Annotated in this window: 19 protein-coding genes and 3 pseudogenes; 9 read left to right on the forward strand and 13 right to left on the reverse strand. The window is 65.0% G+C overall.

From position 1 onward, the window contains the following. Nucleotides 1–102: 102 nt before the first annotated feature. Nucleotides 103–1383 carry a serine hydrolase gene (locus KXC42_RS07005; protein ID WP_019288146.1) on the reverse strand — a complete coding sequence of 427 codons (1281 nt, stop codon included), beginning with the start codon at nucleotides 1381–1383 and terminating at the stop codon, nucleotides 103–105. A 180-nt stretch (nucleotides 1384–1563) separates the two neighbouring features. Between KXC42_RS07005 and KXC42_RS07010 the strand changes: the two genes are divergently transcribed. Beyond that, a complete protein-coding gene (locus KXC42_RS07010; RefSeq protein ID WP_219130079.1) occupies nucleotides 1564–2610 on the forward strand; it encodes a zinc-dependent alcohol dehydrogenase family protein in 1047 nt (348 codons plus the stop codon). Nucleotides 2611–2622: 12 nt separating this feature from the next. Here KXC42_RS07010 and KXC42_RS07015 read toward each other — a convergent pair whose 3' ends face one another. From KXC42_RS07015 to KXC42_RS07035, 5 genes are read right to left on the reverse strand one after another with little or no spacing between them, the layout of a single operon-like run. Further along, nucleotides 2623–4860 (reverse strand): glycoside hydrolase family 3 C-terminal domain-containing protein, encoded by a 2238-nt coding sequence (locus KXC42_RS07015; protein ID WP_219130080.1) that lies wholly within the window; start codon nucleotides 4858–4860, stop codon nucleotides 2623–2625. Then, complete coding sequence (locus tag KXC42_RS07020) at nucleotides 4857–6065, reverse strand: DUF3322 domain-containing protein (protein WP_219130081.1); 1209 nt, start codon at nucleotides 6063–6065, stop codon at nucleotides 4857–4859. The genes KXC42_RS07015 and KXC42_RS07020 overlap by 4 nt, the downstream gene beginning before the upstream one ends. After that, nucleotides 6062–9370, reverse strand: a complete 3309-nt coding sequence (locus tag KXC42_RS07025; protein ID WP_219130082.1) for an ATP-binding protein — start codon at nucleotides 9368–9370, stop codon at nucleotides 6062–6064. Before KXC42_RS07025 ends, KXC42_RS07020 begins: the two co-directional genes overlap by 4 nt. Next, nucleotides 9367–9966 carry a DUF4194 domain-containing protein gene (locus KXC42_RS07030; protein WP_033097366.1) on the reverse strand — a complete coding sequence of 200 codons (600 nt, stop codon included), beginning with the start codon at nucleotides 9964–9966 and terminating at the stop codon, nucleotides 9367–9369. Before KXC42_RS07030 ends, KXC42_RS07025 begins: the two co-directional genes overlap by 4 nt. Beyond that, complete coding sequence (locus KXC42_RS07035) at nucleotides 9963–11441, reverse strand: DUF3375 domain-containing protein (RefSeq protein ID WP_138842345.1); 1479 nt, start codon at nucleotides 11439–11441, stop codon at nucleotides 9963–9965. Before KXC42_RS07035 ends, KXC42_RS07030 begins: the two co-directional genes overlap by 4 nt. Before the next feature lie 253 nt (nucleotides 11442–11694). On the opposite strand from KXC42_RS07035, the pseudogene KXC42_RS07040 reads away from it, so the two are divergent. The 5 genes and pseudogenes from KXC42_RS07040 to KXC42_RS07060 all read left to right on the forward strand — a co-directional run. Further along, nucleotides 11695–12708: pseudogene (locus KXC42_RS07040) on the forward strand (IS256-like element IS1164 family transposase); the annotation flags it as partial. 116 nt (nucleotides 12709–12824) lie between these two features. After that, nucleotides 12825–13880, forward strand: a complete 1056-nt coding sequence (locus KXC42_RS07045) for a tyrosine-type recombinase/integrase (protein ID WP_064257805.1) — start codon at nucleotides 12825–12827, stop codon at nucleotides 13878–13880. Then, nucleotides 13877–15832 carry a tyrosine-type recombinase/integrase gene (locus tag KXC42_RS07050; protein WP_064257806.1) on the forward strand — a complete coding sequence of 652 codons (1956 nt, stop codon included), beginning with the start codon at nucleotides 13877–13879 and terminating at the stop codon, nucleotides 15830–15832. The genes KXC42_RS07045 and KXC42_RS07050 overlap by 4 nt, the downstream gene beginning before the upstream one ends. A 44-nt stretch (nucleotides 15833–15876) precedes the next feature. Further along, nucleotides 15877–16107, forward strand: a pseudogene (locus KXC42_RS07055) (transposase); the annotation flags it as partial. 106 nt (nucleotides 16108–16213) lie between these two features. After that, on the forward strand, nucleotides 16214–18016 hold the full coding sequence (locus KXC42_RS07060; RefSeq protein ID WP_219130083.1) for a TerD family protein: 1803 nt from the start codon (nucleotides 16214–16216) through the stop codon (nucleotides 18014–18016). Nucleotides 18017–18084: 68 nt separating this feature from the next. Here the strand turns inward: KXC42_RS07060 and KXC42_RS07065 are convergent, their stop codons facing one another. The 7 genes from KXC42_RS07065 to KXC42_RS07095 form a co-directional block, all read right to left on the reverse strand. Next, entirely contained in the window at nucleotides 18085–18444 is a 360-nt protein-coding gene (locus KXC42_RS07065) for a hypothetical protein (protein ID WP_219130084.1), read from the reverse strand. A gap of 26 nt (nucleotides 18445–18470) precedes the next feature. After that, nucleotides 18471–19058: a DUF3558 domain-containing protein gene (locus KXC42_RS07070; RefSeq protein ID WP_071934616.1), complete on the reverse strand. Its 588-nt coding sequence runs from the start codon at nucleotides 19056–19058 to the stop codon at nucleotides 18471–18473. 330 nt (nucleotides 19059–19388) lie between these two features. Continuing rightward, nucleotides 19389–19748 carry a hypothetical protein gene (locus tag KXC42_RS07075; RefSeq protein WP_219130085.1) on the reverse strand — a complete coding sequence of 120 codons (360 nt, stop codon included), beginning with the start codon at nucleotides 19746–19748 and terminating at the stop codon, nucleotides 19389–19391. Between the two features lie 18 nt (nucleotides 19749–19766). After that, nucleotides 19767–20354 (reverse strand): DUF3558 domain-containing protein, encoded by a 588-nt coding sequence (locus KXC42_RS07080; protein ID WP_219130086.1) that lies wholly within the window; start codon nucleotides 20352–20354, stop codon nucleotides 19767–19769. An 82-nt stretch (nucleotides 20355–20436) separates the two neighbouring features. Further along, nucleotides 20437–20796 carry a hypothetical protein gene (locus tag KXC42_RS07085; RefSeq protein WP_033098795.1) on the reverse strand — a complete coding sequence of 120 codons (360 nt, stop codon included), beginning with the start codon at nucleotides 20794–20796 and terminating at the stop codon, nucleotides 20437–20439. Between the two features lie 26 nt (nucleotides 20797–20822). Next, nucleotides 20823–21410 (reverse strand): DUF3558 domain-containing protein, encoded by a 588-nt coding sequence (locus KXC42_RS07090; RefSeq protein ID WP_033098786.1) that lies wholly within the window; start codon nucleotides 21408–21410, stop codon nucleotides 20823–20825. 82 nt (nucleotides 21411–21492) lie between these two features. After that, entirely contained in the window at nucleotides 21493–21852 is a 360-nt protein-coding gene (locus tag KXC42_RS07095) for a hypothetical protein (RefSeq protein WP_033098787.1), read from the reverse strand. Between the two features lie 270 nt (nucleotides 21853–22122). Between KXC42_RS07095 and KXC42_RS07100 the strand changes: the two genes are divergently transcribed. The 3 genes and pseudogenes from KXC42_RS07100 to KXC42_RS07110 form a co-directional block, all read left to right on the forward strand. Further along, nucleotides 22123–22743, forward strand: coding sequence for a hypothetical protein (locus tag KXC42_RS07100; RefSeq protein ID WP_219130087.1), 621 nt, complete (start codon nucleotides 22123–22125; stop codon nucleotides 22741–22743). Nucleotides 22744–23246: 503 nt separating this feature from the next. After that, nucleotides 23247–24707: a group II intron reverse transcriptase/maturase gene (ltrA, locus tag KXC42_RS07105; RefSeq protein ID WP_219129438.1), complete on the forward strand. Its 1461-nt coding sequence runs from the start codon at nucleotides 23247–23249 to the stop codon at nucleotides 24705–24707. Between the two features lie 116 nt (nucleotides 24708–24823). Further along, nucleotides 24824–25870 (forward strand): annotated as a pseudogene (locus KXC42_RS07110) (IS1634 family transposase); the annotation flags it as partial. Between the last annotated feature and the right edge of the window lie 12 nt (nucleotides 25871–25882).

Raw genomic sequence — 25882 nt, forward strand, 5'->3', positions numbered from 1 at the left:
TCCGGGGCCGTCGCACTCCGATCGCCTCGGTCTGTGGAGAACACGAATGCCTGTGGACAACCACGTGACGCGGCCGTGCTCGCCCACCGGACGCCGGTACGATCAGCCTCCCGGCGTCGGCACGGGAGTGCTTTCCTCCGCTCCGGGAGCGCGTGCCGGATCGCTCGGCGCCTGATAATCGGAGCCGTAGAAGATCGGCAGGATGCCCTTGACGAGGGTCAGCGCCGAACCTTCACCCGAGGGCACCGTCGACAGATTCGTGGCGATGACGATCGTCAGGTCGGTGTCGGGGTCGTGTCCCATGAAGGTCATGAAGCCGGGAAGCTGACCGTCGTGCCCGAGCAGGGGACCGAACTGCGCCATGCCGAGTCCGTATCCGGCGGTTCCCCCGCCCACCGACTGCACGCTGTCGAGCCGGGTATTCTGCATCTGCTCATCGAGCAGACCGCCGCCGACCAGTGCCTTCACATAGGTGGTCATGTCGTCGACGGTGGAGATCGCGGCGCCCGCGGTCCACGCCCAGGAGGGATTGTCGTCGGTCACGTCATTCGGCTTCAGTGTTCCGGCGAGCGCTGCGGCCTGCTGGTCGTCCGGCAATTCGAAGGTATCGATGGTGGAGACGTTGGTGCCGAACATGTAGCCCCGCGGATGCGGATCCGGGATCGAGGAATCCTCGATCGCCGGGAACGAGGTGTTCCCGAGTTCGAGTGGAGCGAAAATGCGCTCGTCGAACGCATCCGCCACCGGCATGCCCGTCAGTTCCTCGATGACGAGCCCGAGCAGCACCGTATTGGTGTTGCTGTATTCGAACTGTTCCCCGGGCGGGAAGTTCACGGGCCGAGAGAACGCGATCTGCAGCAACTCCTCCTGCGTCCACACCTTCTCGGGTTCGCGGTCCAGTGTCGCATTGAACTCCGGGTCGAAGGTGTAGCTGTACAGGCCGCTCCGCATCTCGGCGAGCTGCGCGATGGTGATGGTGTCGCCGTTCGGGACACCGTCGATGTACTTCGAGATCGGGTCCTCGAGCGACACGCGACCTTCCTGCACCAATTGCAGGATGGCGGTGACGGTCATCGTCTTCGTGTTGCTCCCGATCCGGAAATGATCGTCGGCGGAGATCGGATCGTCGGTGTCGAGGGTGGACGTGCCGAACGTGCCGGTCCAGTCACCGCGGTCGGGGGAGCTGATCTGTATCACCGCGCCGGGAATGGCGTTGTCGCGCATCAACCGGTCGACGGTCGATTCCACCTCCGCCACATACTCGGGCCCGGCCTCCTCGGAGGAGGCAGGGGGCGTCGCGGATTCGGGCTCGGTGGTGTCGGAACTGCACGCCGAGACGGCCAGTACGACCACCGCCACGAGTGAGGTTGCGAGTGTCTTCATCGATCGTCTGCTTTCGGGATCGGTGGTCCCCGAAAGAGCAGGGGACTCTGTGGTGGTGTCACGAATCCGGACATGTCCCGCTGTCGAGGTGAATTTTTCACCCCCTCCGAACGATTCCGATCGCAGTGTCCCTCATGTCATCCTTGGAACAGGGCCGAATCCGTGTACGGAGGTCAGATCATGAAGGCACTGGTGTTCCACGGGCCGGGGAAGCGATCCTGGGAGGACGTTCCCGACGCAACCATCCAGGACAGTACCGACGCGGTGGTGCGGGTCGACGCGGTCACCATCTGCGGCACCGACCTGCACATCCTCGGGGGGGATGTGCCCGAGGTGACCGACGGCCGGATCCTCGGCCACGAGGCCGTCGGCACCGTGGTCGAGGTGGGGGACGGAGTGCAGACACTCGCTCCCGGCGACCGAGTGCTCGTCTCGTGTATCACCGCGTGCGGTACGTGCCGCTTCTGTCGCGAGAGCCGGTACGGGCAGTGCCTCGGAGGCGGCGGCTGGATCCTCGGGCACCTGATCGACGGCACCCAGGCCGAATTGGTCCGAGTTCCGTACGCCGACAATTCGACCCACCGCATTCCCGACGGCGTGAGCGACGAGCAGATGCTCATGCTCGCCGACATTCTGCCCACCTCCTACGAGGTCGGCGTACTCAACGGCTGTCTTCGACCGGCCGACGTCGTCGTCGTCATCGGAGCCGGACCCATCGGACTCGCCGCGATCCTCGCCGCACGACTGTTCAGCCCGAGCCGCATCGTCGCCGTCGACCTCGCCGACAGTCGCCTCGACGCGGCGAAGGCGTTCGGGGCTAACGTCGTGGTCAACAGCGGTCGCGAGGACGCGGCGGCCGTCGTCCGAGATCTCACGGGAGGTCTCGGCGCCGATGTCACCGTGGAGGCCGTCGGCTATCCCGAAACGTTCGAGCAGGCGGTCGCGCTCGCTCGGCCGTGCGGACACGTCGCGAACATCGGCGTGCACGGCAAACCTGCGACCCTGCACCTCGAGGACATCTGGATCAAGAACCTGACGATCACCACCGGCCTGGTCGACACCTACTCGACGCCCACACTGATCGGTCTCGTGAGCAGTGGTCAGCTCGACACGTCGCCGATGATCACGCACCGGTTCGCGCTCGACGAGTTCGAACAGGCCTACGACGTGTTCTCTCGCGCCGGCGAAACCGGTGCGTTGAAGGTGCTCCTCACCGCCGGTTCGTGACCGGCTCTGCCTTCACTCCTGCTGGTTGACCACATCGAGAAGCTGCTGGATCTGCTCCGACTCGACCCCTGGAGCGAATCCGGCGAGGCGACCGAGCGGCATCGACGCCGCCATCTTCAGAACACTCTCGTCGACCCCGACCTCGCCGCCGAGCGAACCGAACGCCTGCAGGACGATCTCGGCGGCCGCGGGGTTCTGGAACAGTTCTCCGAGAGACGACTCCATCGTCAGCGGAATTCGCACCGCGTCGCCCGTCACGTCGACGGTGAGCGTCTGCCGGATGTCGCGGCTCGACGCACCGATGTCGATGCTGTACGTGCCACCTTCGACCACCCAGGAATCGACGCGGGTGTCCCAGTAGGCGAGGTCGTCGCGTCGGATACTCACGGCCACACGTTGCGATTCGCCGGAATCCAGACGGACCTTGGTGAAGCCCTTCAACTCTCGCGGCGCCCGAGCAACGGACGAACCGGGTGCACCGGCGTACACCTGCACGACCTCGGCGCCCGCACGCCCACCCGTGTTGGTGACGGTGACCTGCACCGTGAGATCGCCGTCGGATTCCACAGCGGCATCGGAGTATTCGACCGTCGTGTACGACAAGCCGTGACCGAAGGGGAAGGACACGTCGAGGCGACGCGCGTCGTACGAGCGGTATCCGACGAACAATCCTTCTCCGTACCGCACGTGGCCGTGTTCGCCCGGGAAGTTCGTGTGCGCCGGGGTGTCCTCGAGCCGGATCGGGACGGTCTCCGCGAGGCGGCCGCTCGGATTCACGTGCCCGTAGAGCACGTCGGCGACGGCGCCGCCACCGGCCTGCCCGAGCAGCCACCCTTCCACGATCGCCGGAACACGGTCGGCGAAGCCGCTGAGCCGCACGACACCGCCGTTCGACAACACGACGACGACGTTCGGGTTCGCCGTCAGCACAGCATCGAGCAGCGCGGTTTGACGCTGCGGGAGTTCGAGGTCGTCGCGGTCGAAACCTTCGGATTCGAGTTCGGCGGGTACACCGAGGAACACGACCGCGATATCGGCGTCTGCGGCACGCTTCACTGCCTCATCGACGAGTTCGGCCGAGTCCGATCCGTCGAGCGCGTAACCGGCGGCGAAGGGAACGTCCCGGCCGGACAGCGACCGGATCTCGTCGAGCGCGTTGTCGAGGCGCGTCGGTTCGATCCGGGACGATCCAGCGCCCTGGTAGCGCGGCGTGCGGGCCAGTTCGCCGATCACCGCAATGTTCGCGTCGGTGGCGAGGGGGAGCAGGTCGTTCTCGTTGCGGAGCAGCACGATGCTCTGCCCGGCCACCTCGCGTGCGAGGGCGTGATGGGCATCGGCGTCGAAGGTCGCGCCGGGATCGGACGCAGCGACGGCCTTCTGCACCAGTTCGATCACCCGCGCGGCTGCCGTGTCGAGGACCGATTCGTCGACCGTGCCCGCCCGTACCGCTGCGACGATCTCGGCGTCCGTACGACCTCCTGTGGACGGCATCTCGAGATCCAGACCTGCCGCGAGGGACGCGACGCGGTCGTCGACAGCACCCCAATCGCTCACGACCAGACCCTCGAAACCCCACTCGCCGCGCAGGACGTCGGTGAGCAGCCACGGGTTACGGGACGAGTACACCCCGTTGATCCGGTTGTACGAGCACATCACCGTCCACGGCTGCGCGTCGCGCACGACCCGCTCGAAGGCACGCAGGTAGATCTCCCGCAGTGGCCGCGGGTCGACGTCGGCGGAGACCCGCATCCGGTCGGTCTCCTGGTTGTTCGCTGCGAAGTGCTTGAGTGACGCACCGACACCCTGCGACTGCATGCCGTGCACGAGCGCAGCGCCCAGAACACCCGAGAGCAGCGGATCTTCCGACAGGTACTCGAAGTTCCGGCCGCACAATGGGGAGCGCTTGATGTTGATACCGGGCCCGAGCAGGACACCGACCTGCAGTGCGCGGGCCTCCGCGCCCAACGCCGCGCCGACGCGCTCGAGCAACTCCGGGTCGAAGGAACACCCCAGCGCGACGGCAGGCGGGAAGCAGGTCGCGGGCACGGACGAGTGCAGACCGAGATGGTCGCCCTCGGCGGTCTGCTTCCGCACACCGTGCGGCCCGTCGGTGAGCATGATCGAGGGGATGTTCTCGCGCGCAACCGGTTCGGTGTGCCAGAAGTCGAGGCCGCTGGTGAGCGACGCCCTCTCCTCGACGGTCAGTCGCGCCACGATCTCGAGGGGTGAGCGGAGGGCCGGTTCGGTCATGAGACTCCTTCTCGAAGCGCGGTCGGATCCATCCTGGTCGAGTCTCGATCATGTCCGATCGCGCCGGTGAAGGCGCGGGCAAGTTCCTCCATCACGTGCGGCCACGGAATCCGCTCCTGCTCGAGGCGGAGTCGTTCCACGCGCAACCGCGTGAAGACCTCATTTTCCGCGGGCGTCAGTCGCATCGGCACGTGCGAGCTGGGGGACGGTTCCTCTACCGCGAGAGCACTCCACGCTTCCAGGGTGTGGAGGTCCATGAGGAAACTGCGCACGTCAGGCAGGTAAGCGCGGAAACGGTCGAGAATCACGAAGCCGTGCGTGTCGAGATCACCCCAGTAAACGACATCCGAGTCGGCGAGCCAGGATAGTGCGGCCAGTTCGTGCACTGCGTAACCACTGCCGTGTACGGCCACGGTGCCCGGCAGATCAGGCAGCGCATGGAGGCCCTCTTTGTTCTCGAGGACCAGTATGCGCTCCGGGTGGAGCGGCAACTCGGCGAGCTCGTCCAGCGGCGCTGCACAATGTCGCGGTGCCGTGGGTAGCAAGGTGCGGTCACAAACCGCAATTTCGCACAATCGAGGCACCGAACGCACACCGAGGTCACGATTCCCCACAGCGCCTTCGAGAAGTACCTCGACCAGTCCGCGATGCCGCGAAATCCACTTGGTATCCACACCGGGCACCGGAAGCTGCCGAATGAAAACGTCCGAAGCCGGATGGTCGGCCAGCCACCGGACCACGCCGACAAGGCGCACGAAGTCGGCTTCGCCGAGTTCGAGCCACCGTGAAAGCGTCGAGCCGATCGCGTCGGCAAGCGCGGGGGTACCGGGTGCCAGAATCTCCACCAACTGCACCCGCCGGGCGGTGAGCCTGTGCCATTCGGACATCCGGCCTGCCGCGGCGGCAATCTCACCGGGACCTGCAAACACGACCCGCACCGGCACATCCTGCGTGCCGAAGCTCGGCCAGCGCCGCGTCTCCCAGTGCACGCGACCGATTCCGCGGTGCATCTGCCAGGCGCGCACCCATGCGACCACGGCGTCGGGATCCTCCGCGACCTGCCGTTCCGAGGGTGGGTGCAACGCAATCGACAGTGAATCGGATTCGGCTGCAATTGGATCGGCCACCCACTTGCTGCGACGATTCCGGTAGGCCGTCTCTGCCCTGGTACTTACGGCTGACGGCGGCACGCACACTGTACTCACTCGCGGGGCTCCTCCGCGCTGCGGATCGGCAACAAGGCCAGCTGCGAGTACTTCTTGTCCCTGATGCTCACCGCGGCCACCCCATCAATGTAATCGTCGAGGGTTTGCAGCAACTTCAGCGGCGTCGCGAGCACCATATGGAAACCGAATCGGGTGAACACGTCGAGTGCTCGCCGCGTGTACGCAGGATCTGCACGGTCGAATGCCTCGTCGAGGATCACCGTGCCGTAGCGCGGCAACTCTTCCCCCGATGCCGCCAGCTGATAGCGCAGGGCGGCGGCGAGACAGAAGAACACCAGTTTCTGGGCCTGCCCACCCGACAGGCCGGAGCTGGAGTCGTGGAAATTGACGTCCACGCCCTCCCCGTCGACCTCGACTCCGATGAAGCCGACGTGCAGGCGGGTGTCCAGTACCAACTGCCGCCAGCGCCGGTCGGCGGGTTCGCCCGAGTCGAGGCGTTCGAGGATCCGCTCCATCTGTTCGAACCGTTGCTCGGCGGCGACCCGGTCCTCTTCCTTGAACGAGCCGCTGACAATGCGCTGCAGTTCCGCGAGGAAATCGGCCGCGGCAGGCGAACGCCGATCCTTCACATCGATCCGCAGAGTCCGGTCGGTGTCGAACGGAGAACGCCGGAGCGATTCGTTCACCGGCTCGATACGGGAACGGATCTCGCCCGGTGCCCTGCGGATCGCGCGGGCCAGCTCTCCGATGTTGCGGCTCGATTGGTCGTTGAGTAGCCGGAAGAACTCGTCCTCGTATGCGGGTAATCCGTCGTTGCGCAGGCGAGTGAGCACCGCGAGAGCATCGTCTACGTACTCTGCGTCGGAGCGCATCTCGGCGCGTCGTGACTCCCATTCGGCGAGATAGGCGGTGAGGATCGCGGTGATGCGCCGCTCGGCGTCCGTGGTTCTCGTGAGCGCCGCACGGTGCTCGTCGGTGATGGTTCGTCCGACGGTATGCAGCAACCGGTCGATGTTCTCGCTCGTCGGTCGACGTGCGGCAGCATCGAAGCGTGCGCGGATGCGCTTGTCGATCCCGTCGGGGACCGCCGAATCGGCGTGTGCTTCCACTTCTGCAAGCCGCTGCCGAGTGTGCTCCACATCGCCACGGTGGCGTTCGAGACCGGATCCGGCTGCGGTATACGCTGCGCGGGCCTCCTTCTCCTCGGTTTCCGCACGGGCAAGATCGAGCGTGAGCGAGGCGTACTCGGCATTGCCCTGCAACCATCCCTCGAGTCGATGCTCGATCGCGCCAACCGCTGCCTCGGCCGCTTCGACGTCGATGTCGGCCCAGGTCGTGTCGAGGATGATCTCCGCCGCGTGTCGACGCTGCTGTACCGTGCACTCTGCGTGCTCGAGCAACTCCTGCCGACGTTGCAGGCGGGCGATCTCGGATTCGACCTCGCCGATGCGGCGACGCAGATCGGAGAGCTTGGTTTCGTTGTCGAACCCGAGCACCCATCGGCTGCGGTCGTCGACGCGGTACCTGTCGTCCTTCTCGTGCCGCTCGCCGCCGTGCTTGACCTGACCGGCCCGGGTCACGCCGCGCGGCACACCTCGCAGGTCGTCGACGGTCGCCACGCACGCATAGTCGAAACGCTCGGCGAGATGGTGCTGCAGCCACGCTGCGAGCGGTCCCGGCCGCACGTCCAGTTTTCGAACCAGCGATTCGTCACCGCTCGCCGGGGTGGCAGGCCGGCCGGAACGAGTACGCACCCGGCGGTACACCAACCGGGTGCCGAGATGCTGCGCGTCGACCACTGCTGCAACGCGTGAATAATACTCGTCGGGTACGAGCATCGTGCGAGCAAGCCCGCCGAGTACGCGCTCGATGGGGCCGGTCCACTCGGCATGCTCGGAGCGCACTTCGAGGAGTTCGCCCGCGAAGTGCAACATGTCTTCGCTGAGACCAGCTGCGGTGCAGACCAGTTCGCGTATCCGCAGTAGAGCGGGATCGAGATTGGAGCGTCGTCGGGCGAGCAGCTCTCGGTCGGCGATGAGTTGTCGGTGTTCGGAACGCAGTGTGCCGAGTGCTCGCACCACCTCGTACACATCGTTTCTGCGTGTACCGACTGTCGCGTCGAGCTCACGCAACTCCGTTTCGAGCTGGGCTCGCAGATGCGCGAACTCCTCAGCGGTGGTCGGTGCCTCTGCTTCCCACGATCCGACGGCGGTGTCGAACCTGCTCCGTGACTGTACGGTCCGAGTCAGGTCGGCTTCCGCCGCGTCGCGTTGCAGCCTGAGAGTGGACAACCGTCCACCGTCGGTGGTTTCGAGCCGCACCCGCAGATCGAGGGTGCGCTCGGCCGCGCGCTCGGCTTCGACCGAGGTCTTGTCGACGGCAGTCTGCAACAGTCCGATCTGTGCGTAGGCCTCGTCGAGCTTCTCTCGCAGCAGATCCACCGTCATCCGGGCATGCACGGCGTCGAGGTGGTCGTTCTCTTCCTGTAGTTCGCGTTGTTGCTGGAGGCCTCGGCGGCGAACCTCCGCGAGACCGACAAGGGGATCGAGTGCCTCGACTTGCCGACGCGCGTCGACGACGACACGGTGCGCCTCGCGCAGGTCGCGGAACTGGGACGTCGCGCGATCGACCATCGCGAAGGTGTCGGGTTCGTCGAGCATGTAGTCGCGCAGCAACTGATCGAGACTGTTCAGACTCTTGGCCGACAGTGTTCGGTGCAACAACCGTTGGGCCGCCTCCGACGAAATGCCCAGCTTCGCGCGGAAGGCGCGAGCGAACGCCGTGTAACTGGGATTGACAGTAGCACCGGGCCAACGCTTTCGGATGCCCCGGGTGTCGATACCGCGGCCGGCGAACGGCTCGAGATCGATCAGGTCGAAATCAAAATCGAAGATCAGATGCAGGTGAGAGACATCGTTGTTCGCGTTGGCTCCACGCCGCAGGTGCATGAGCTTGACGAGCGTCACGGGCGCGGCACCGTCGCCGGTGCGGTAGGTGAGCGCGACGGCACTCCAAGTGGCGCCCGTACGTAGATAGGAAGCGGTCAGGGAGTCGGTATCGACGTCGGCTTCGCGCCGCCACGCACCGCGGATGTAACTGACGAAGTTGCGCCCGGAACCGGCCGCGGATTCCTGCGCGGCCGCGTTGAATCGGACACTGCCGCCCGGCATGAGCACCGTGGAGATCGCATCGATGAGAGTGGATTTTCCGGATCCCGACGCGCCGGTGATCAGGAAACCCTTGCGCGCAATCGGAATGTCGTGGTGACCGTGTAAGGTTCCCCAATTCACCACCTGCACGCGGGCAAGCCGGAACTGGGACGGGTGGGGAGGGGTGGCCGTCACGGCTGACTCTCCGCGACGATGTGCCGGAACTCCGCTTCCACAGCAGCAACCTGATCGGCATCGAACAACTGCCGCAACACCGGAGAGACTTCCATCCGACCCTCCGTCGACGTCGACGCGAGAAGGCTGTACTTCTTCAACTTCTCCCACGAAGCGTTGACCCTGCGCCGGAAACCGGCCGGGTCGGTACTCGTGGCCGCACGGTACATCTCGAGCTGCCCGGCCATTTCGTCGAAATCGACGATGACCCGATCACCGGGTTGTGCGCGGAGGAGCAGCTGCCGCAGCGACAACAGCATCACGGTGTCCATGAATGTCAATCGCTCGGTGCGCAACACTGCGGGGGCCTTGTGATCGCCGGTTTCGGCGGGACGGGTGAATGCGAGCTGTTCGTCCTCGTCGACGACGAGATCGAGAAACACATCGGCCAACCGAGAACGCAGCACGCGCTCGTCGCGGATCACCGTCCGCCACACCTCGGGATGCTTGCCGGCGGTAATGAGCGGACCCTTGAGGAGCTGGACCAATGCGCGCCGGGTGTCGAGTTCGAGTTCGCCGGTGTCGCCGGGATACAGCCCGGTCGTGGTGTCGGTCATAGGCTGTCCTGTTCCAAGGTGGTGAAGGCAGGATCGGTGGGATCGAACAGATGCCGGCGTACCGTGGCCACCCGTTCGACGCCGGATGGGGAGCTCCAGCAAATCTCCTCATCGCCCTCCACGCGGTGTCCGTGCTCGACGGCGAGAACCAGAAGCCCGATGGCGCTTGCCAACCCTTGGGTTGCGGGATGTTCGCGCAGGACCTCGCCGATCGTCGCGCTACCGCGCACGCGCAGTGTGGCCGCTATGCTACCGAGCAGCTCGTCCATGTCGATTTCCGATTCGCGGACGATGCGCCGCAGATCGTCGAGGTCGACCTCACCTGGCGTCTGCGACACCACCGGTTCGGCCACCAGATCGTCTGCGGGATTGTGCAACTGTAATGCCGCGACCGATTCGATACTCATGCCGATCCGCACCAGGTCGAGGTCGAGCGGTTCATAAGGCTTGCGGTGGGGTGCCACCTGCAGAGCGTGCTGTTGCGCCGAGCGCAACAGACGTTGCAATCGGCGATGTTCCTCGTAATGGCGGGACTGCACGAAATGCCGCAGTGAGCGTGACAGCGACGTCATCGTCGCATGCACTTCGCCACCTGCGTCCTCCATCTCGGTGAGCAAGGATCGGAACCGATGACGTTGCTCGGGAGACAGGCTCCGGGCGAACGGACGAGTCAGTACCGCCTCGATCCAGTCGTCGAGCTGTGCAGACCGTTCAGGATCGATGATCATGTCGTAGAACCCGGTGAAGCTGCGTCCTGCATCGGAACTGCCGATGAGGTCGACACCTCGGAAGACCTCGCCCAGAGTGTCGCCGCGGTCGCCTTCGTCGTCGAGGATCCGTGCGCGCAACTCGCGATTGAGCCCTTCGAGTTCGGCCCGTACTCGTGCGAAATCCCCGGGGATCTCGCCGGCAAGCGCGAGGATCTCCGACACGCGTTCCGCGGCCCGTGGGCCATCGAGGACAGGGAAGTCGCCGGATTCCACCGCTGCGATCTGCCGGTCGAGTGCGTCGCGCTCGGCCCGCAGCGTTGCCAGACGGGTTTCGCTCCGTGGGTCCGAATCGCGAGCCAGCGCCTGCAACTGGCTCGACAGGGTTGTCAGTCGTGATTCCGTGATCGAACTGGTGTCGGTCGTCAGTTGCGCAACGAAATTCAGTGCGACGAATGCGGACTCGGTCGGCTCCAGCGTCTCTTCGCGCGAGCCCGTATCGGCACGTCGGAGCAGAAATCCGGCGCGCACCCAATCTGCGCAGTAGGCCTGGGCGGTGCGTGGAAGGTCGAATCCCTGGTCGCGGAGGTCCTGCAGGTCTGCGTCGAGGCGGGCGAACAGTTCGGGGGCGGGAAGTCGCCGGGTTCCCCGATCGAAGTGTCGTCCCAGCATCCCGAGGATTGCGGGAGCGTGGTCGGCGCGCAGCAGCGTCCACGCGGCGTGCTGATCGCGCAGCCGCGTCAGGCGGTACAGGTCGGCAGTCGACACAGCTTCCCTCTCGCTTCGATCGCGCCCATGGTGGCACACGCCTACGACAACCGTCTCCTACGGGATCGGCTCGATGTCGGGGCGGTGACGACAGTGTCGGTAACAAGGGCCACAATGTCCGACGGTTGCGTCCATCAGGATGGTGTACGAGCCGGATCGGATCCGATGACCGGCGTGTCGTAACCGGACGAAAGACGGTCACCGCGTGATTCTTCGAGAGAGCTACCAACTCGACTCGACGAAAGAGCACGCGATGACCACTGCCCACGATATCGACCTCCGCCAGCTTGTCGAAGACCGACTCACCGGCGCCAGCCCCGACCTGCTGCGCGAGCTGCTGACGATGTTCATCCACGCCCTGATGGGCGCCGAGGCCGACGCCCTGTGCGGCGCCGACTACGGCCAACGCTCCGACGAACGCGTCAACGTTCGCAACGGCTACCGGCACCGCGACTTCGACACCCGCGTCGGCACCCTCGACGTGGCCATCCCCAAGCTGCGGTCCGGCTCGTACTTCCCGGACTGGCTGCTGCAACGGCGCAAGCGGGCCGAACGAGCCCTGACCTCGGTTGTTGCGACCTGCTACCTGCTCGGGGTCTCGATCCGGCGGATGGAGAAACTCGTCGATACCCTCGGGATCACCTCGCTGTCGAAGTCGCAGGTCTCGGTGATGGCGAAAGACCTCGACACCCAGGTCGAGGCCTTCCGGAACCGACCCCTCGATGCGGGCCCGTACACGTTCGTCGCCGCCGACGCCCTGGTCCTCAAGGTCCGCGAGAACGGACGGGTGGTGAACGTGCACGCCCTGGTCGCGGTCGGGGTCAACGCCGACGGCTACCGCGAGATCCTGGGGCTGGACGTCACCTCCGCCGAGGACGGCGCCGGCTGGCTGACCTTCTTCCGCGGGTTGGTCGCCCGCGGCCTGTCCGGGGTGCGGTTGGTGACCTCCGATGCCCACGCCGGCCTCGTCGCGGCGATCGGCGCAACCCTGCCCGGCGCCTCCTGGCAGCGGTGCCGCACCCACTACTCGACGAACCTCATGGCCGTCACACCGAAGTCGTCGTGGCCCTGGGTGAAGACACTGCTGCACTCCGTGTACGACCAGCCCGACGCGGATTCCGTTCACGCACAATACGATCGAATCATCGATGCACTCACCGAGAAGCTGCCGAAGGTGGCCGATCACCTCGACGCCGCCCGGTCGGATCTGTTGGCGTTCACCGCGTTCCCGAAGCAGATCTGGAAACAGATCTGGAGCAACAATCCGCTATCGGTTAACCGGCCCTCCCACGACACGATCACGGTTGCAGCGTGAGGTCCTGAGCCGACGACCGGTTGAGGCGCATGCTGGCGGTGTCGGCTCCGATCGAAAGGCGGCGGACAATGACCGTTCGGGTGCGCATCAGCAGCAACGGGCATGTGATCGACGGCCAATGGGAAGGATGCGCAGCAGCAAACGCGTTCCTGACGCATCTGGCCGGACGCGGATTCAGTTCGGCAACGGTGCGGGCATATGCGTTCGACGTGCTCAATCTGGCCCGATTCCTGCTCGATCGCGACCTCACGGTGGCTGCGGTGACGCCGGTGACGGTGTTCGAGTGGGTCGACTGGCAGAACGTGCACCGCAAACCCCGCCCAGGCATGGCGACACGAGGTGATCGGGGCACTGCGGCATCGACGATCAACCGACGAGTCGCGGCGATACGCGCATTGTTCGAATACCTGGTGATGACCGGGATACGCACCGAAAATCCGGTGCCCTCACCGCGGCGCGGACAGGGACTGCGACCACCAGCGCGAGGACTGCTCGGACACCTCGGGCCGGGCCGACCCCGAGCCGGAGGCAGGCTGGTACGCCAACCGCGGCTACTGCCCGAGTCCCTCGACGCCGACGCGATCGAGCAGTTTGCGGCGTCGCTGCGCACCCATCGGGATCGAGCGATGTTGTGGGCGATGCTGTTCGGCGGGCTGCGCAACGCCGAGGTGCGATCCCTGCGGTTGGCAGACGTCGATTTCGGCCAGCGACGACTCCGGGTGCTCGGCAAAGGCTGCAAGGAACGGGTGGTGCCGGTCGATGCGGTGTTCTTCACCGAACTGTCGGCCTATCTGCGCCTCGAACGGCCACCGGGGTTGGCGACCGAGGAGTGTTTCGTGGTGCTGCGCGGCCCCACCGCGGGGGCGCCGGTGACCGAGGCGGGACTGCGGTCGCTGTTCCGGCGGCACCGGGACCTCTCCGGTGCGACGAGGGTGCGTCCGCACCGATTGCGCCACACCTACGGCACCGAACTCGCTGCCGCCGGAATCGATCTGATGGTGCTGCGAGAATTGATGGGGCATGTGTCTCCGGACACCACTGCCGAATATGTGCATTTGTCGGTCGAGCAGCTCGCCGCCGAATACGGCGCGGCCCGCGCCAGTCTCGCCGGAACACGACAATGAGCACCGCGGTGGTTGCGACGGTCGTCCTGCCGGCCGGACCGGGTGCGGTGCTCACCGACTACCTCGAGCACGTCGCCAGCCTCGGGCTCAGCGACAGGTCGGTGCGCGCTCGCACCCTCATCGCGACCACCTTCCTCACCACGCATCCGGACTTGCGGGACTGGATGACCCGACCCGCTGCCGACCGGCTGGCCGAACTACGCCGCACCGGGGCCTGGCCACTGCTGTGTCACCTCATCGGACGCGGCAACCTGCGGCTCGACCTCGAACTCGCGGCCGTCAAGAACCTCACCGGACTCGGCCGGGCCGTCGAGGACCGCGACCCGGACGGGTTCGCCGCGGTCCGGGCCGCCGGCCTGGTTTTGGGGTGGACACCGCAATGGGTCGAGACCGTCCTCGGCGAGTGCCTGGCGGTGCTGCTCGCCTGGCACGGCGGTTCCGTCAGCGGTGTGAGCGCCGAGACCGTCGGCGAGTTCGACGCCGCATTGGCTGCCACACAGTCAATCCCGGATACATCGAAACGCGCCTACCGCAACCGTATCGCGGGACTGCGACAAATGCTGTTTCAGGCCCGCATCGTCGACACCCCACCACGGCGCCGACCGTGGGCCCGCACCTACGCCCAACGCTTCGCCGACGCCCCGATGGCCGATCCGATCCGCGAGGCCCTGTTGCGTTACGTCACCGTCCGGGCATCGGTGCTCCGCCCGAAATCGGCCGAATCGCTGATCAACGACCTGCTGCCGTTCGCGGACTACCTCACCACCAACCATCCCGAGGTCACCTCCCTCGAGGATCTCGACCGCAGTCACATCGAGGGCTTCCTCGTCTGGAATCGCACCCGCACCTGGCGTGGGCAACGCGCCGCTGCCGGGGCCGGGCGCATCATCTCCAAGGCCGTGATCCAATCGACGGTACTGAGCGTGCGCAACCTGCTCGAGGACATCACCGAATGGGGCTGGGAGCAGGCCCCACCGCGCCGTCTGGTCTTCGCCGCCGACGTCCCGAAACTCGACCAACCGCTTCCGCGGGCATTGCCGCCCGACATCGATGCTGCGGTGATGAATGCGGTTTCCCAGCTGGATGATTCGTTCGCTCGTATCGGGTTGACGGTGCTGCGCGGAGCCGGTCTGCGGGTCGGGGAGCTACTGGATCTCGAGCTCGGCAGCGTCATCGATTACGGCCCGGCCGGGACCTGGCTCAAGGTTCCGTTGGGCAAGCTCGCCACCGAACGCATGGTCCCGCTCTCGGCGACCACTATCGCCGCGTTGGACGAGTGGACCGGCGGGCGTGGTATCTGTCGGCCATTGCCGCATCCCCGCACCGGAGAGTTGACCGATTTCCTGTTCGTCGCACACGGCCGCCGTCTCAGCCAGACCCGGCTGCGCAACGGTCTGCTCGCTGCCGTCGAGGCTTGCGGACTGCGTGGGGCCGGGGGTGCGCCGTTGGTGGTGACCCCGCATCAGCTGCGGCATACTTGGGCCACCGAACTCGCCAACGCCGGGATGAGCCTGCAGGCGTTGATGGCGTTGCTCGGGCATGTCACTCCGCAGATGACTTTGCGTTACGCCACTTTGGCTTCACCGACGTTGCGGGATGCCTATGACCAGGCGATGGGCAAGATGCGGCGGCGGTTCACGCTCACTCCGGTCGGCAAACCGATCGTCCCCGACGCGGTGAGTTGGCTCGGCAGTGAGATGCTCAAAACGCGTGTTGCCCACGGTTACTGTTCCCGTCACGAGAGCGCGGGTGCGTGTCCCTATGCCAACATCTGCGAGACCTGCGACAACTTCGTCACCGGACCTGAGTTCCGCGGCGCGCTCGAGGCGCAACGCACCGACATCCAGGCTCTCGAGGTCGATGCTCGTGACCGTGGATGGCCCGATGAAGCTGCCCGGCATCATCGTGTCGCTGAGGCGTTGACCGACCACTTGCAGCGTCTCGATCGCTGATTCGATGTGAGATCAGGGTTGATCTCATCCCTGAGGGCCGGATAAAGGAGCGCCTCAATAAGGAGATCCGCCGCCGGACCGACGTGGTGGGGATCTTCCCGGACCGCACCGCTCTGATCCGACTCGTCGGGGCGGTGCTGGCCGAGCAGCACGACGAGTGGATCGAAGGCCGCCGCTACCTCGGCCTCGACGTACTCGCCCGCTCCCGCACCGGCAAGCCCGCCGACAGTGTCACCGAGGGCACCGAGGAGGTGACACCGGCCTTGACCGCCTGATCCACCGACGAGGAATCACGCGACGACGTCGTACACCACCTCACGGGACTTGACCTGTCCGACCGTGTCGGTTTTCGTCGGGGGATGAAAGCGATCGGAGGATGACGTGATCGAAGTGCACGCACCCGCGGAGGTCGCCGTGACGTTGCCCCGCGACCATCGATGGGTGGTGGTCGACGTCGAAACCTCGGGTGTGCGGTCCAACGCCCACAGGGTCCTGAGCGTGGCCGCCCTCGTGTTGCGCGAGGAGGGGTCCGTCGAGCGAGAGTTCTCGACTCTCGTCGACCCCGGCTGCGACCCGGGACCGGTGCACATCCACAACCTCACGCGGGAGCGCCTCACCGGGTCGCCGCGCTTCGAGGACATCGCCGGCGAACTCGCCGGGATTCTCGACGGCGCCACACTCGTCGCCCACAACGCGTCGTTCGACTACGGGTTCCTCGACGCCGAGTTCCGTCGGGCCGGCACCTCGCTGCCGGCGGAGCACCGTCTGTGCACGCTGGCGTTGTCGCGCCGGCTCGAACTCGACGTCCCCAACTACCGGTTGGCCACCCTCGCACAGCACTGGCAGGTCCAGCAGTTGCAGGAGCACGACGCCTACGACGACGCGCGCGTCCTGTCGGAGATATTCCTGCGCAGCGCCGCGATGGCCGACAACCTGCAACTGCCGCTGCCCGTCGTCAACTGCCGCAGCCGCAAATCGGTGTATCCCGCATCCGTTCCGCGGGTCGCGTGCCAGTGGAAGAACCCGGGTCGCCTCGGCAACGATGGGCTCGTCCAAGGCATGAAGGTCGTGATCAGCGGCTCCACCGTCACTCCGCGGGTCGCACTCGCGAACCGGCTGACCGACGCCGGACTCGACGTGATGAACAACGCGAGCAGACAGACCAGCGTCGTGGTGTGCAACGACCCGACCGTGCAGACCGCCAAGGTCCGCAAGGCGATGGCCGAAGGCATTCCCGTGATCAGCGAACAGCAGCTCGAGGAGCTGTTGACGCGGGTGAGTCCGGGCGAATCGAAGGTTGCGACCGTCGTCGACATCATCCCGCCACCGGAACCGCAGGTCGCGGTGGTGCCCCCGGTCCGGCCGCCGACCGGACAGAAGCCCAAGCTGTGGACCGGACGCAAGGTACTGCTGCTCGGCGGCACGCATCTGCAGGCCGTCATGATGCGCTCGCGCCTCACTCAGCTCGGTGCCCGGCCGGCCCTCAACTTCACGGCCGCCGTCACCGACGTGCTGGTCCTCGAAGGAGGAGAGGCCGACAAGCGGATGACGCGGGTCGCGGCACGTGAGCTGCCCGTCCTGCGACCCGACGACGTCGATGCCGCAGTGGAGAACGGAGTGATGCCCCCGCACATGCGGGTGGAGTCACGGCTCACGGCGCCGGTGCTGTCCCGCGGTGAAGTGATCGACCTGCCGTCCGACAGTCACCGCTGGGCCGTGAACGTCGCCTGGAAGGCCGAAGCTGTCGGCGACGAATTCGATCTCGACATCGTCGCCTTCCTGCTCGGCGCCGACGAGAAGGTCGACACCGACGACGACTTCGTCTTCTACAACAATCCGCTCTACGACGACGGCGTCATCGAACTGACCATCGACGGTTCGAGCGAGCACTGCATCCGGGTCGACCTCGCGGAGCTTCCCGCCGAATGCGAACGCATCGCCGTCGCCGCGGCCATCGACGGCAACCGCACCTTCGGCGAACTCGGCGCGGTATCGGTCGGAGTCGACAGCGACAGCGGTACCGCCGCGACGTTCGTGCTCGACGCCGGCACCACCGAACGCACCATGGTGCTCACCGAGATCTACCGCCGAGCCGACAAGTGGCGGCTGCGCGCCGTGGGGCAAGGATACGACGACGACCTCGCAGCCCTCGCACGCCGGTACGGGGTGGAAGTCGACGACTGATCTCTGCTTCGTCGCGCGGGTGGGGATCGACAGAGCACTGCAGAGCGCGAAATGGTCATCGGCGCGTGTTATTGCCCGCTCTGATGACTATTTCCCGCTCCGCGGTCGGGGTCGGTGGCGGCGAGTTGGCGGGCCCAGTCGGATTCGGTGTCGAGGAAGGCTTCGCCGCCGGTAGCGAAGGCGTCACGGAGTTTCCTCAATGCTTGAATGAATTGTTTGACGCGTTCGTGAGCTGACTCCGGAGTGCCCATGGCTTTACGCTTGTAGCCGGCTGCGAGCTGTTGGGCGGATTCGAAGTCACCGAATCCGCGAACGTCGGTGAGCTTCGCTGCCGTCGCCTGTGTACCGTCGAACTCTGCGAGCATCACCTCGCAGATCCGCAGGATCTCGTCAATTACATGTGGTTCCAGCCTGGTGAATTCGGGCATTGTAACCTCTCGACTTGGCAGGCGAATCAGCTAAGGATTTGCCGTTCGACTGCGGCTACCAGTTCCTCGAAGTCAGCGCACCATTCCTCTACAAGGGCGTTGCCGGGTCGCTCGGTATGGAGGATTCGCGTGAACATGACGATTCCGAACTCGGTTTCGAGAACGTACTTGCACGTGTCGCTCCGGTTCGTGTCGATTTCGAGCAACGCGCGACGATCGTTGATAGTCAACGTTGTTGCGATGTGCCTGTTGTTGTCGAGTTCTTCCGTGAGGGAGACGTTTCCAGCAAGAATGTTGAGACTATAACCGCGTCGTACACCGGGGACTTGGTTGCGGTCTCGGTACGTGCATCCAAGGAAGGTATACGTCCCCATCGGCATGTCCGCGAGCTCTTTCTTCGCCGCGTCGTACCCCGCTGCGGTCATGACGTCATCGGGGATGTCGTAACAGGGATCGAAAGTGACGGGTGGTCGGCCGGAGTCGTCGGTGATGCGCGGGGTCCGGGTGGCCGACGTGGAAGCCTCGTCGCTCGTGGCCGGCTCCGCCGAACCCGGACTGCACGCCGTCGCCACTACCGCCAGTGCTGCGAGCGCGGCTGTTCCCCACCTGCCCATGCGACCCCCTGATCGATTTGTCGGCAGACGCTAACACAACGGCTCGGCCCAGCACTCCGGAGCGCGAACTAGTCACAAGAGCGCGTTGTAGCGCGCTCCGATGACCGTTTCCCGCTCCGCGCGCCCATAGGTATCTGCAAGGTGGCCTGATTCGCAGGATCGGATTGATTGTGATCGCAATCGCAGATACTGTCTGCACCGTTCCGAATAGCCAACGGGCGAGCGGATGGAAGTCGCATCGGTTGTTCCCCTTGCCCATTCGACCCCGATCGAATGCCAGCCGGACGCCGACACAACCGCTCGAGCGCGCGAAGTGGTCAGAGGCGCGCGTTATTGCGCGCTCTGATGACCGTTTCCCGCTCCGCTGTCGGGGTCGGTGGCGGCGAGTTGGCGGGCCCAGTCGGATTCGGTGTCGAGGAAGGCTTCCCCGCCGGTGGCGAAGGCGTCGCGGAGTTGGGTGAGGGCTTCTACGAACTGCTCGACGCGTTCCTTCGCGGATTCCGGGGTTCCAGCCGCCTTGCGGCGATACCCGGCGGCTAATTGCTGTGCGGAGTCGAAATCGCCGAAACCGGCCGTGAATGCCAGTTTTTCGGTGACTCTTGCAGAGCTTCGGAACTCTTCGAGCATAACGTCGCATATACGCACGATCTCGGTGATGACTTCTGGTTCCAGCCTCACTGCCTCGGACATGCCTACTCCCCGCAGTATTCAGTCTTGGATGAATGGTTCCAATGTCGTTGCCAGATCCAGAACGCCCGCGCACCATTCATCTTGGGGGACTGCACCGGGGTGATCCTTGTGATAGATGCGACTCAGGCCCACGATTCCGAAGGTCGTCTGTAAGACGTATCGGCACGTGTCTCGCGCGTTCGGGTCGACTTCGACGAGTGCGGGCCGCCCATTTATCTGCACTGACTCGGCGACATGCCCATTCCTTTTCAGTTCCTCGTCGAGTGTGACGTTCCCAGCCAGCACAAGCAGGTCGTAACGAGCCAGTACACCTGGGACGCTGATGGTTCCTTCGTAGGCGCAGCCGAGGAAGGTGTACGTCCCCATCGGCATGTCCGCGATTTCCTTCTTGGCCGCGTCGTACCCCGCTGCGTTCATGACGTCGTCGGGGATGTCGTGGCAGGGGTCGAAGGTGACGGGCGGTCGGCCGGAGTCGTCGGTGATGCGCGGGGTTCGGGTGGTTGACGTCGTGGTCTCGTCTCCAGCGGCGTCGTCCGCGGCGCTCGGGCTGCACGCCGTCACCACTGCCGCGACTGTTGCGAACGTGACGATGCCCCACCTGCCCATGCGACCCCCCGATCGATTGTCGGGCAGACGCTAACACAACCGCCAGCAGTACTCCGGAGCGCGAAATGGGCATCGGTGCGCGTTATTGCGCGCTCTGTTGACCGTTTCTCGCTTCGCTGTCGGGGTCGGTGGCGGCGAGTTGGCGGGCCCAGTCGGATTCGGTGTCGAGGAAGGCTTCTCCGCCGGTTGCGAAGGCGTCGCGAAGTTGGGTGAGTACTTCTATGAACTGCTCGACGCGTTCTCTTGCTGACTCAGGTGTGCCTGCGGCTTTGCGACGATAGCCTGCGGCGAGTTGCTGAGCGGAGTCGAAGTCGCCGAAACCATGAGGATTACCCAACAGCGACGTAATTTCCAATGCTTCCCGGAACTCGAGCAGCATCACTTCACAGATCCTGACGATTTCTTCAACAACGTGCGGTTCGAGCCGCGTGAAGTCGGTCATCAATCCCACTCGTTCCTTCTGCTCGGTCATGCACCGACGAATGGCTCAATTCTCTCGACGAATTGATCGAGGCCAGCACACCACTCGTCCACAGGTACAGGCCCGGCGTGGTCCTTGTGGTAAAGCCGATTGAACAGGATGATTCCGAAGTCGGCTTCGAGGACGTAGGTGCATTCGTCGTTGCCGTTCGCTCCGACTTCCCGTAAGGCGCGACGTCCATTGATGGTGGTTGTGGTTGAAACAACGCCGTTTTTCTCGAGTTCTTCTTCGAGGGTCACGTTGCCCGCCAGGATGATCAGCCCGTAGCGAGCAAGTGCTCCAGGAATATGGATGGTTCCGGCGTAGCGGCAACCGAGGAAGGTGTGCGACCCCATGGGCATGTCCGCCATCTTCTTCTCACTCGCGTCGTACCCCGCTGCGTTCATGACGTCGTCGGGTATGTCGTAGCAGGGGTCGAAGGTGACGGGCGGGCGGCCGGAGTCGTCGGTGATGCGCGGAGTGTGGGTGGTCGAAGTAGCGGCCTCGTCGCTCGTGGCCGGCTTCGCCGAACCCGGACTGCACCCCGTCCCCATGACAGCCAGTGCTGCGAGCGCGACGATTCCCCACCTGCCCATGCGACCCCCCGATCGATCGTCGGCCAGACGCTAACACAACCGCCAGCAGTACTCCGGAGCGCGAAATGGGCATCGGTGCGCGTTATTGCGCGCTCTGTTGACCGTTTCCCGCTTCGCTGTCGGGGTCGGTGATGGCGAGTTGGCGGGCCCAGTCGGCTTCGGTGTCGAGGAACGCTTCTCCACCGGTGGCGAAGGCGTCGCGAAGTTGTGCGAGAACGAGGGTGAATTGTTCAATGCGCTCGATTGCAGATTCAGGGGTGCCGGACGCTTTGCGTCTATAGCCAGCGGCAAGTTGTTGGGCGGACGCGAAGTCGCCGAAGCCACGAACGTCAGGGAGCTTCGCTGCGGTCGTTTGGGCGTCCTCGAACTCCCGAAGCATCACCTCGCAGATACGGACAATTTCGTCGACGACATGCGGTTCGAGCCTGGCGAAGTCACTCATCGAGGGTCCTTCGAATAGTTGTGGTTCACGTGGGGAGGAAAGGCTCAATCGAGTTGGCAAGCTCCTCCAATCCTGTGCACCATTCCCCGATCGGAGCAGATCCTGGGTAGTCCGTGTGGTATATCCGGGTGAGCATGAGGAGGCCGAAGCCAGTTTCTACCCTGAGTTGCACCACGTTGGCCGATTTTCGGGACAGATCCGGTGTTTGTGCTGGTGACAGCAGTGTGGGTTTGCGAGTTGGCACACTAACGGGTCGGTAGACTCCGGCCCGTGGCCGCCTACATCCGCAAAGTCCGCACCGCTTCGGGAGCAACCGCGGTGCAGATCGCAGCCAAGCAAGGCCGCCGAGACAAAGTGCTCGAGCACCTCGGTACCGCCCACACCGACAGTGAACTCGCCGCCCTTCTCGCGACAGCCCGCGAGAAACTGCTCGCCGGCCAGCAAGAACTCGACCTCGACCTCGGCGCGGGTACCGGTGGAGCATCGATGATCACCGGTAAGCGATCCCGCTGGTTGATCGAGGTCATCGACACCGCATGGCGGCGCCTCGGGTTCGGCGTGGTCGACAACGAGGCGTTCTTTCAGCTGGTGGCAGCTCGTATCGTCGAGCCGACCTCGGTCGCGGATGCGGGCAGAGTTCTGCGCGAGATCGGCATCGCCTCAGCACACCGCAACACCTTCGTGCGGACCCTGCGGCGGTGCACCGCCCACAGTTACCGCGACGACATCGCGCAGCGCTGCTTCGAACATGCCGCCGCCGCAGGTGATCTGAATCTGTTGCTCTACGACGTGACCGTGCGCCGTGAGGCGCTTGCTGTTCGAGCGGAGGTGAGAGACCTTTGCCTTGAGCCTGGCCGTAGCCAGGAGTCTATGAAGCTGGGGGCAGCCTGACCGGGGAGACGCCCGGGAGGGTGGGAGCAGCCCTGACAAAGCCGTGTCGCGTCAGCACCGCTGGATGACGTGGGCGCGGCGAGCGATGCCGAAGAGGTATACGCGAGGAACCGGTGTCATCACCTGTCTTGACGTATAACCGCCTCTAACCCTGCGGATTTGGGGCGGGCGCGGTGAGCTGTCTGCCGGAGTGACGGGCAGGCAGACCGTCCGGGGGACGAGTTACTTTTCCCGGGCGGGGCCGGCGGCGAAGGACTACGGAGTAGTCGCCGGTGGGTGCCGCAGGCAGATAGCCGGGTGCCTCCTTCGGTGAGCGAACAGCGAGTGAACACGGGAAGGTTCTCGGATCTGCCACGACCGTGGTGCAGCCGGTGCTGCGGGGTGGCTGGGTGCGTCGTCCACCGACCGATCCGGGAGCTGGCGGAGCCGCCGTAGTACTGCGAGTCCGGGAGAGCCGGACACATCGGGAAGGGCGGCAGCGACAATGGATAGGAGGTACTGCGATGGCGCAAGACGCGTCGGTGAACTCCGGCGCCGGGCCTCGGGCGGATATCGCCCGGGATCGGGTAGCGCGGACGCAGATCAAGTATCACCGGTGGGCCAAGACCGACCGCAGTGCGCGGTTCGGGGACTTGTTCAACCTCGTGTCCCACCCGGACTATCTTCGGATGGCCTGGTCGGTGGTGGCACGCAACAAAGGAGCTCGCACTGCTGGGATCGACGGTGCGACAGTGCACCGGATCGAACAGCGCGGCGAGGTCCAGGCGTTCTTGTCCGGGATCGCCGCAAGCATCGAGGACGGCACGTATCGGCCCGCGCCGGTGCGGCGGGTGCTCATCCCCAAACCGGGCGGCAAGTCCCGCCCGTTGGGGATCCCCACCGTGACCGACCGGGTCGTGCAACAGTCGTTGAAGATGGTGCTGGAACCGATCTTCGAGGCCGACTTTCTGCCGGTCTCATACGGTTTCCGGCCGAAGCGGCGAGCCCACGATGCGGTCGCCGAGATCCATTACTACGCCCAACGCGGGTACCGGTGGGTGCTGGACGCGGACATCGAAGGATGTTTCGACCACATCGATCACCGGGCATTACTCGCACGGGTGCGGGCACGGATCACGGACAAGAAGACCGTCGCATTGGTGCGGGCGTTCCTCAAGGCCGGGGTGCTCGATGAGCTCGGCCGCCAGGGCGGCACCGATGCGGGAACGCCTCAGGGCGGGATCATTTCACCGCTGCTGGCCAACATCGCGTTGTCCGCTCTGGACGAGGCGATCATGGCTCCGTGGCAACCCGGTGGCGATCAGGCCACGCAGTGGGCTCGTCGCAAACGGGTGCGTAGCGGGATGGGCAACTGGCGGATCGTGCGCTACGCGGACGATTTCGTCATCATGACCAACGGCAGCAGAGATGACGTACTCGCCTTGAAAGAACAAGTCACCGAGGTGCTCGGCGGGATCGGACTCCGTTTGTCCGAGACCAAAACCCGCATCACGCACCTCGAGCATGGGATCGACTTCCTCGGCTTCCACCTCCAGTGGAGGCAACGACGAGGAGGCGGAAAGTGGTACTGCATGACCTTCATCGCCGACAAGGCGTTTCGATCGATCAAGCAGACCATCCGCCAGTTGACCCCACGCCGGTCTCCTCGGCCCCTGACGGCTGTGATCGTCGAGGTCAACGCGGCACTGCGTGGCTGGACCTACTATTTCCGCCACGCGCTGGCCGGGCGACGGTTTTCCTTCCTCCGGTATTTCACCTGGCGAAGGTTCGTGGCCTGGCAGCGCGAGCAGCGTCGTTGGAACTGGTCCAAGGTCAAACGATGGCTCCGCCGTTCCGACGGCAGTTGGAGACCCATCGCGACCTCGGATGCGGTCCTGTTCGATCCCACTCGAGTGCGGATCGAACGCTACTGGTACCGCGGGACGAAGATCCCCAGTCCCTACGACCCGATCATGGCTGCCTGACCGGCACCATCGTCGTGGAGAGCCCGTTGCGTTGAAAGGCGCACGGCGGGTTCGGCGGGAGGCCCGGGGAAACGGAGCAGCAGCAATGCCGCCACCGCGCCCCGGGTCCACCCAACACGTTGTACTTCGAAGCCGAGAAGGAAGACGACCTGCGCAAGGTCGGGTACTCGAAAGAACGTCGGGTCGATCCGCAGATCGTCGTCGGGTTGCTCGTCGACCGCACCGGATTCCCTTTGGAGATCGGGTGTTTCGAAGGAAACCACGCCGAGACCCGCACCATCGTGCCGATCGTGCGCCAGTTCCAGGCCCGCCACAACCTCGAGGGTGTGGAGATGGTCATCGCCGCCGATGCCGGCATGCTGTCGTCGACGAACCTCAAGGACCTCGACGCTGCTGGGCTGAAGTTCATCGTCGGGTCGCGCGTGATGAAAGCACCGTCGGACCTGGCCAGTCACTTCCACTGGAACGGTGACGTGTTCACCGATGGGCAGGTCATCGACACGGTCACCCCGCGACACGCGAAGAGCGTGGTCAACGACCTCACGCGTCGCGCCGAGCCCGTCTGGGACCCCTCCGAGAAGTCGGCGTGGCGGGCGATCTGGGCGTACTCGAAAAAGCGCGCCGTGCGCGACAACCAGACGTTGAACGCTCAGGAGGCTCGGGCCCAGGCCGTCATCGACGGCACCCACGCTGCCCGCTCTCCGCGGTTCGTCAAGACCACTGCACAAGGCAAGACTCTCGATACGGCAGGCATTGCCAGGGCGCGTTCTCTCGTCGGACTCAAAGGCTACGTCACCAATCTTCCTGTGTCACTAATGACTCCACATGAGGTGATGGAGAAGTACCACGATCTATGGCAGGTCGAGCAGTCGTTTCGGATGTCGAAGACCGACCTGCGAGCCCGACCCATCTTCAGCCACACTCGGGATTCGATCGAGGCGCACCTGACCATCGTGTTCGCTGCGTTGGCGATCTCGCGCTATCTGCAGGATGCGACGGGAATGTCGATCCGGAAAATCGTGCGCACGCTGCGTCCGTTGCAGGAGGTCACCGTCACGATCGCCGGTCACGAGCACGCCGCCCTCGATCCGCTCACCGACGACGCCGTGAGCATCCTCGATTCCCTCGAAATCCCGAATCCCCGGTCAGGGTTGGCACACTAAACTGGTGCAACT

Origin of the sequence: Rhodococcus sp. LW-XY12 (assembly GCF_019317345.1) — a bacterium.
Lineage (GTDB): Bacteria > Actinomycetota > Actinomycetes > Mycobacteriales > Mycobacteriaceae > Rhodococcus > Rhodococcus pyridinivorans.

Coding starts and splice junctions, on each gene's coding strand:
- KXC42_RS07005 (WP_019288146.1), bottom strand. CDS start 1,383: ATGAAGACACTCGCAACCTCACTCGTGGCGGTGGTCGTACTGGCCGTC.
- KXC42_RS07010 (WP_219130079.1), top strand. CDS start 1,564: ATGAAGGCACTGGTGTTCCACGGGCCGGGGAAGCGATCCTGGGAGGAC.
- KXC42_RS07015 (WP_219130080.1), bottom strand. CDS start 4,860: ATGACCGAACCGGCCCTCCGCTCACCCCTCGAGATCGTGGCGCGACTG.
- KXC42_RS07030 (WP_033097366.1), bottom strand. CDS start 9,966: ATGACCGACACCACGACCGGGCTGTATCCCGGCGACACCGGCGAACTC.
- KXC42_RS07045 (WP_064257805.1), top strand. CDS start 12,825: ATGACCGTTCGGGTGCGCATCAGCAGCAACGGGCATGTGATCGACGGC.
- KXC42_RS07050 (WP_064257806.1), top strand. CDS start 13,877: ATGAGCACCGCGGTGGTTGCGACGGTCGTCCTGCCGGCCGGACCGGGT.
- KXC42_RS07065 (WP_219130084.1), bottom strand. CDS start 18,444: ATGCCCGAATTCACCAGGCTGGAACCACATGTAATTGACGAGATCCTG.
- KXC42_RS07070 (WP_071934616.1), bottom strand. CDS start 19,058: ATGGGCAGGTGGGGAACAGCCGCGCTCGCAGCACTGGCGGTAGTGGCG.
- KXC42_RS07075 (WP_219130085.1), bottom strand. CDS start 19,748: ATGTCCGAGGCAGTGAGGCTGGAACCAGAAGTCATCACCGAGATCGTG.
- KXC42_RS07080 (WP_219130086.1), bottom strand. CDS start 20,354: ATGGGCAGGTGGGGCATCGTCACGTTCGCAACAGTCGCGGCAGTGGTG.
- KXC42_RS07085 (WP_033098795.1), bottom strand. CDS start 20,796: ATGACCGACTTCACGCGGCTCGAACCGCACGTTGTTGAAGAAATCGTC.
- KXC42_RS07090 (WP_033098786.1), bottom strand. CDS start 21,410: ATGGGCAGGTGGGGAATCGTCGCGCTCGCAGCACTGGCTGTCATGGGG.
- KXC42_RS07095 (WP_033098787.1), bottom strand. CDS start 21,852: ATGAGTGACTTCGCCAGGCTCGAACCGCATGTCGTCGACGAAATTGTC.
- ltrA (WP_219129438.1), top strand. CDS start 23,247: ATGGCGCAAGACGCGTCGGTGAACTCCGGCGCCGGGCCTCGGGCGGAT.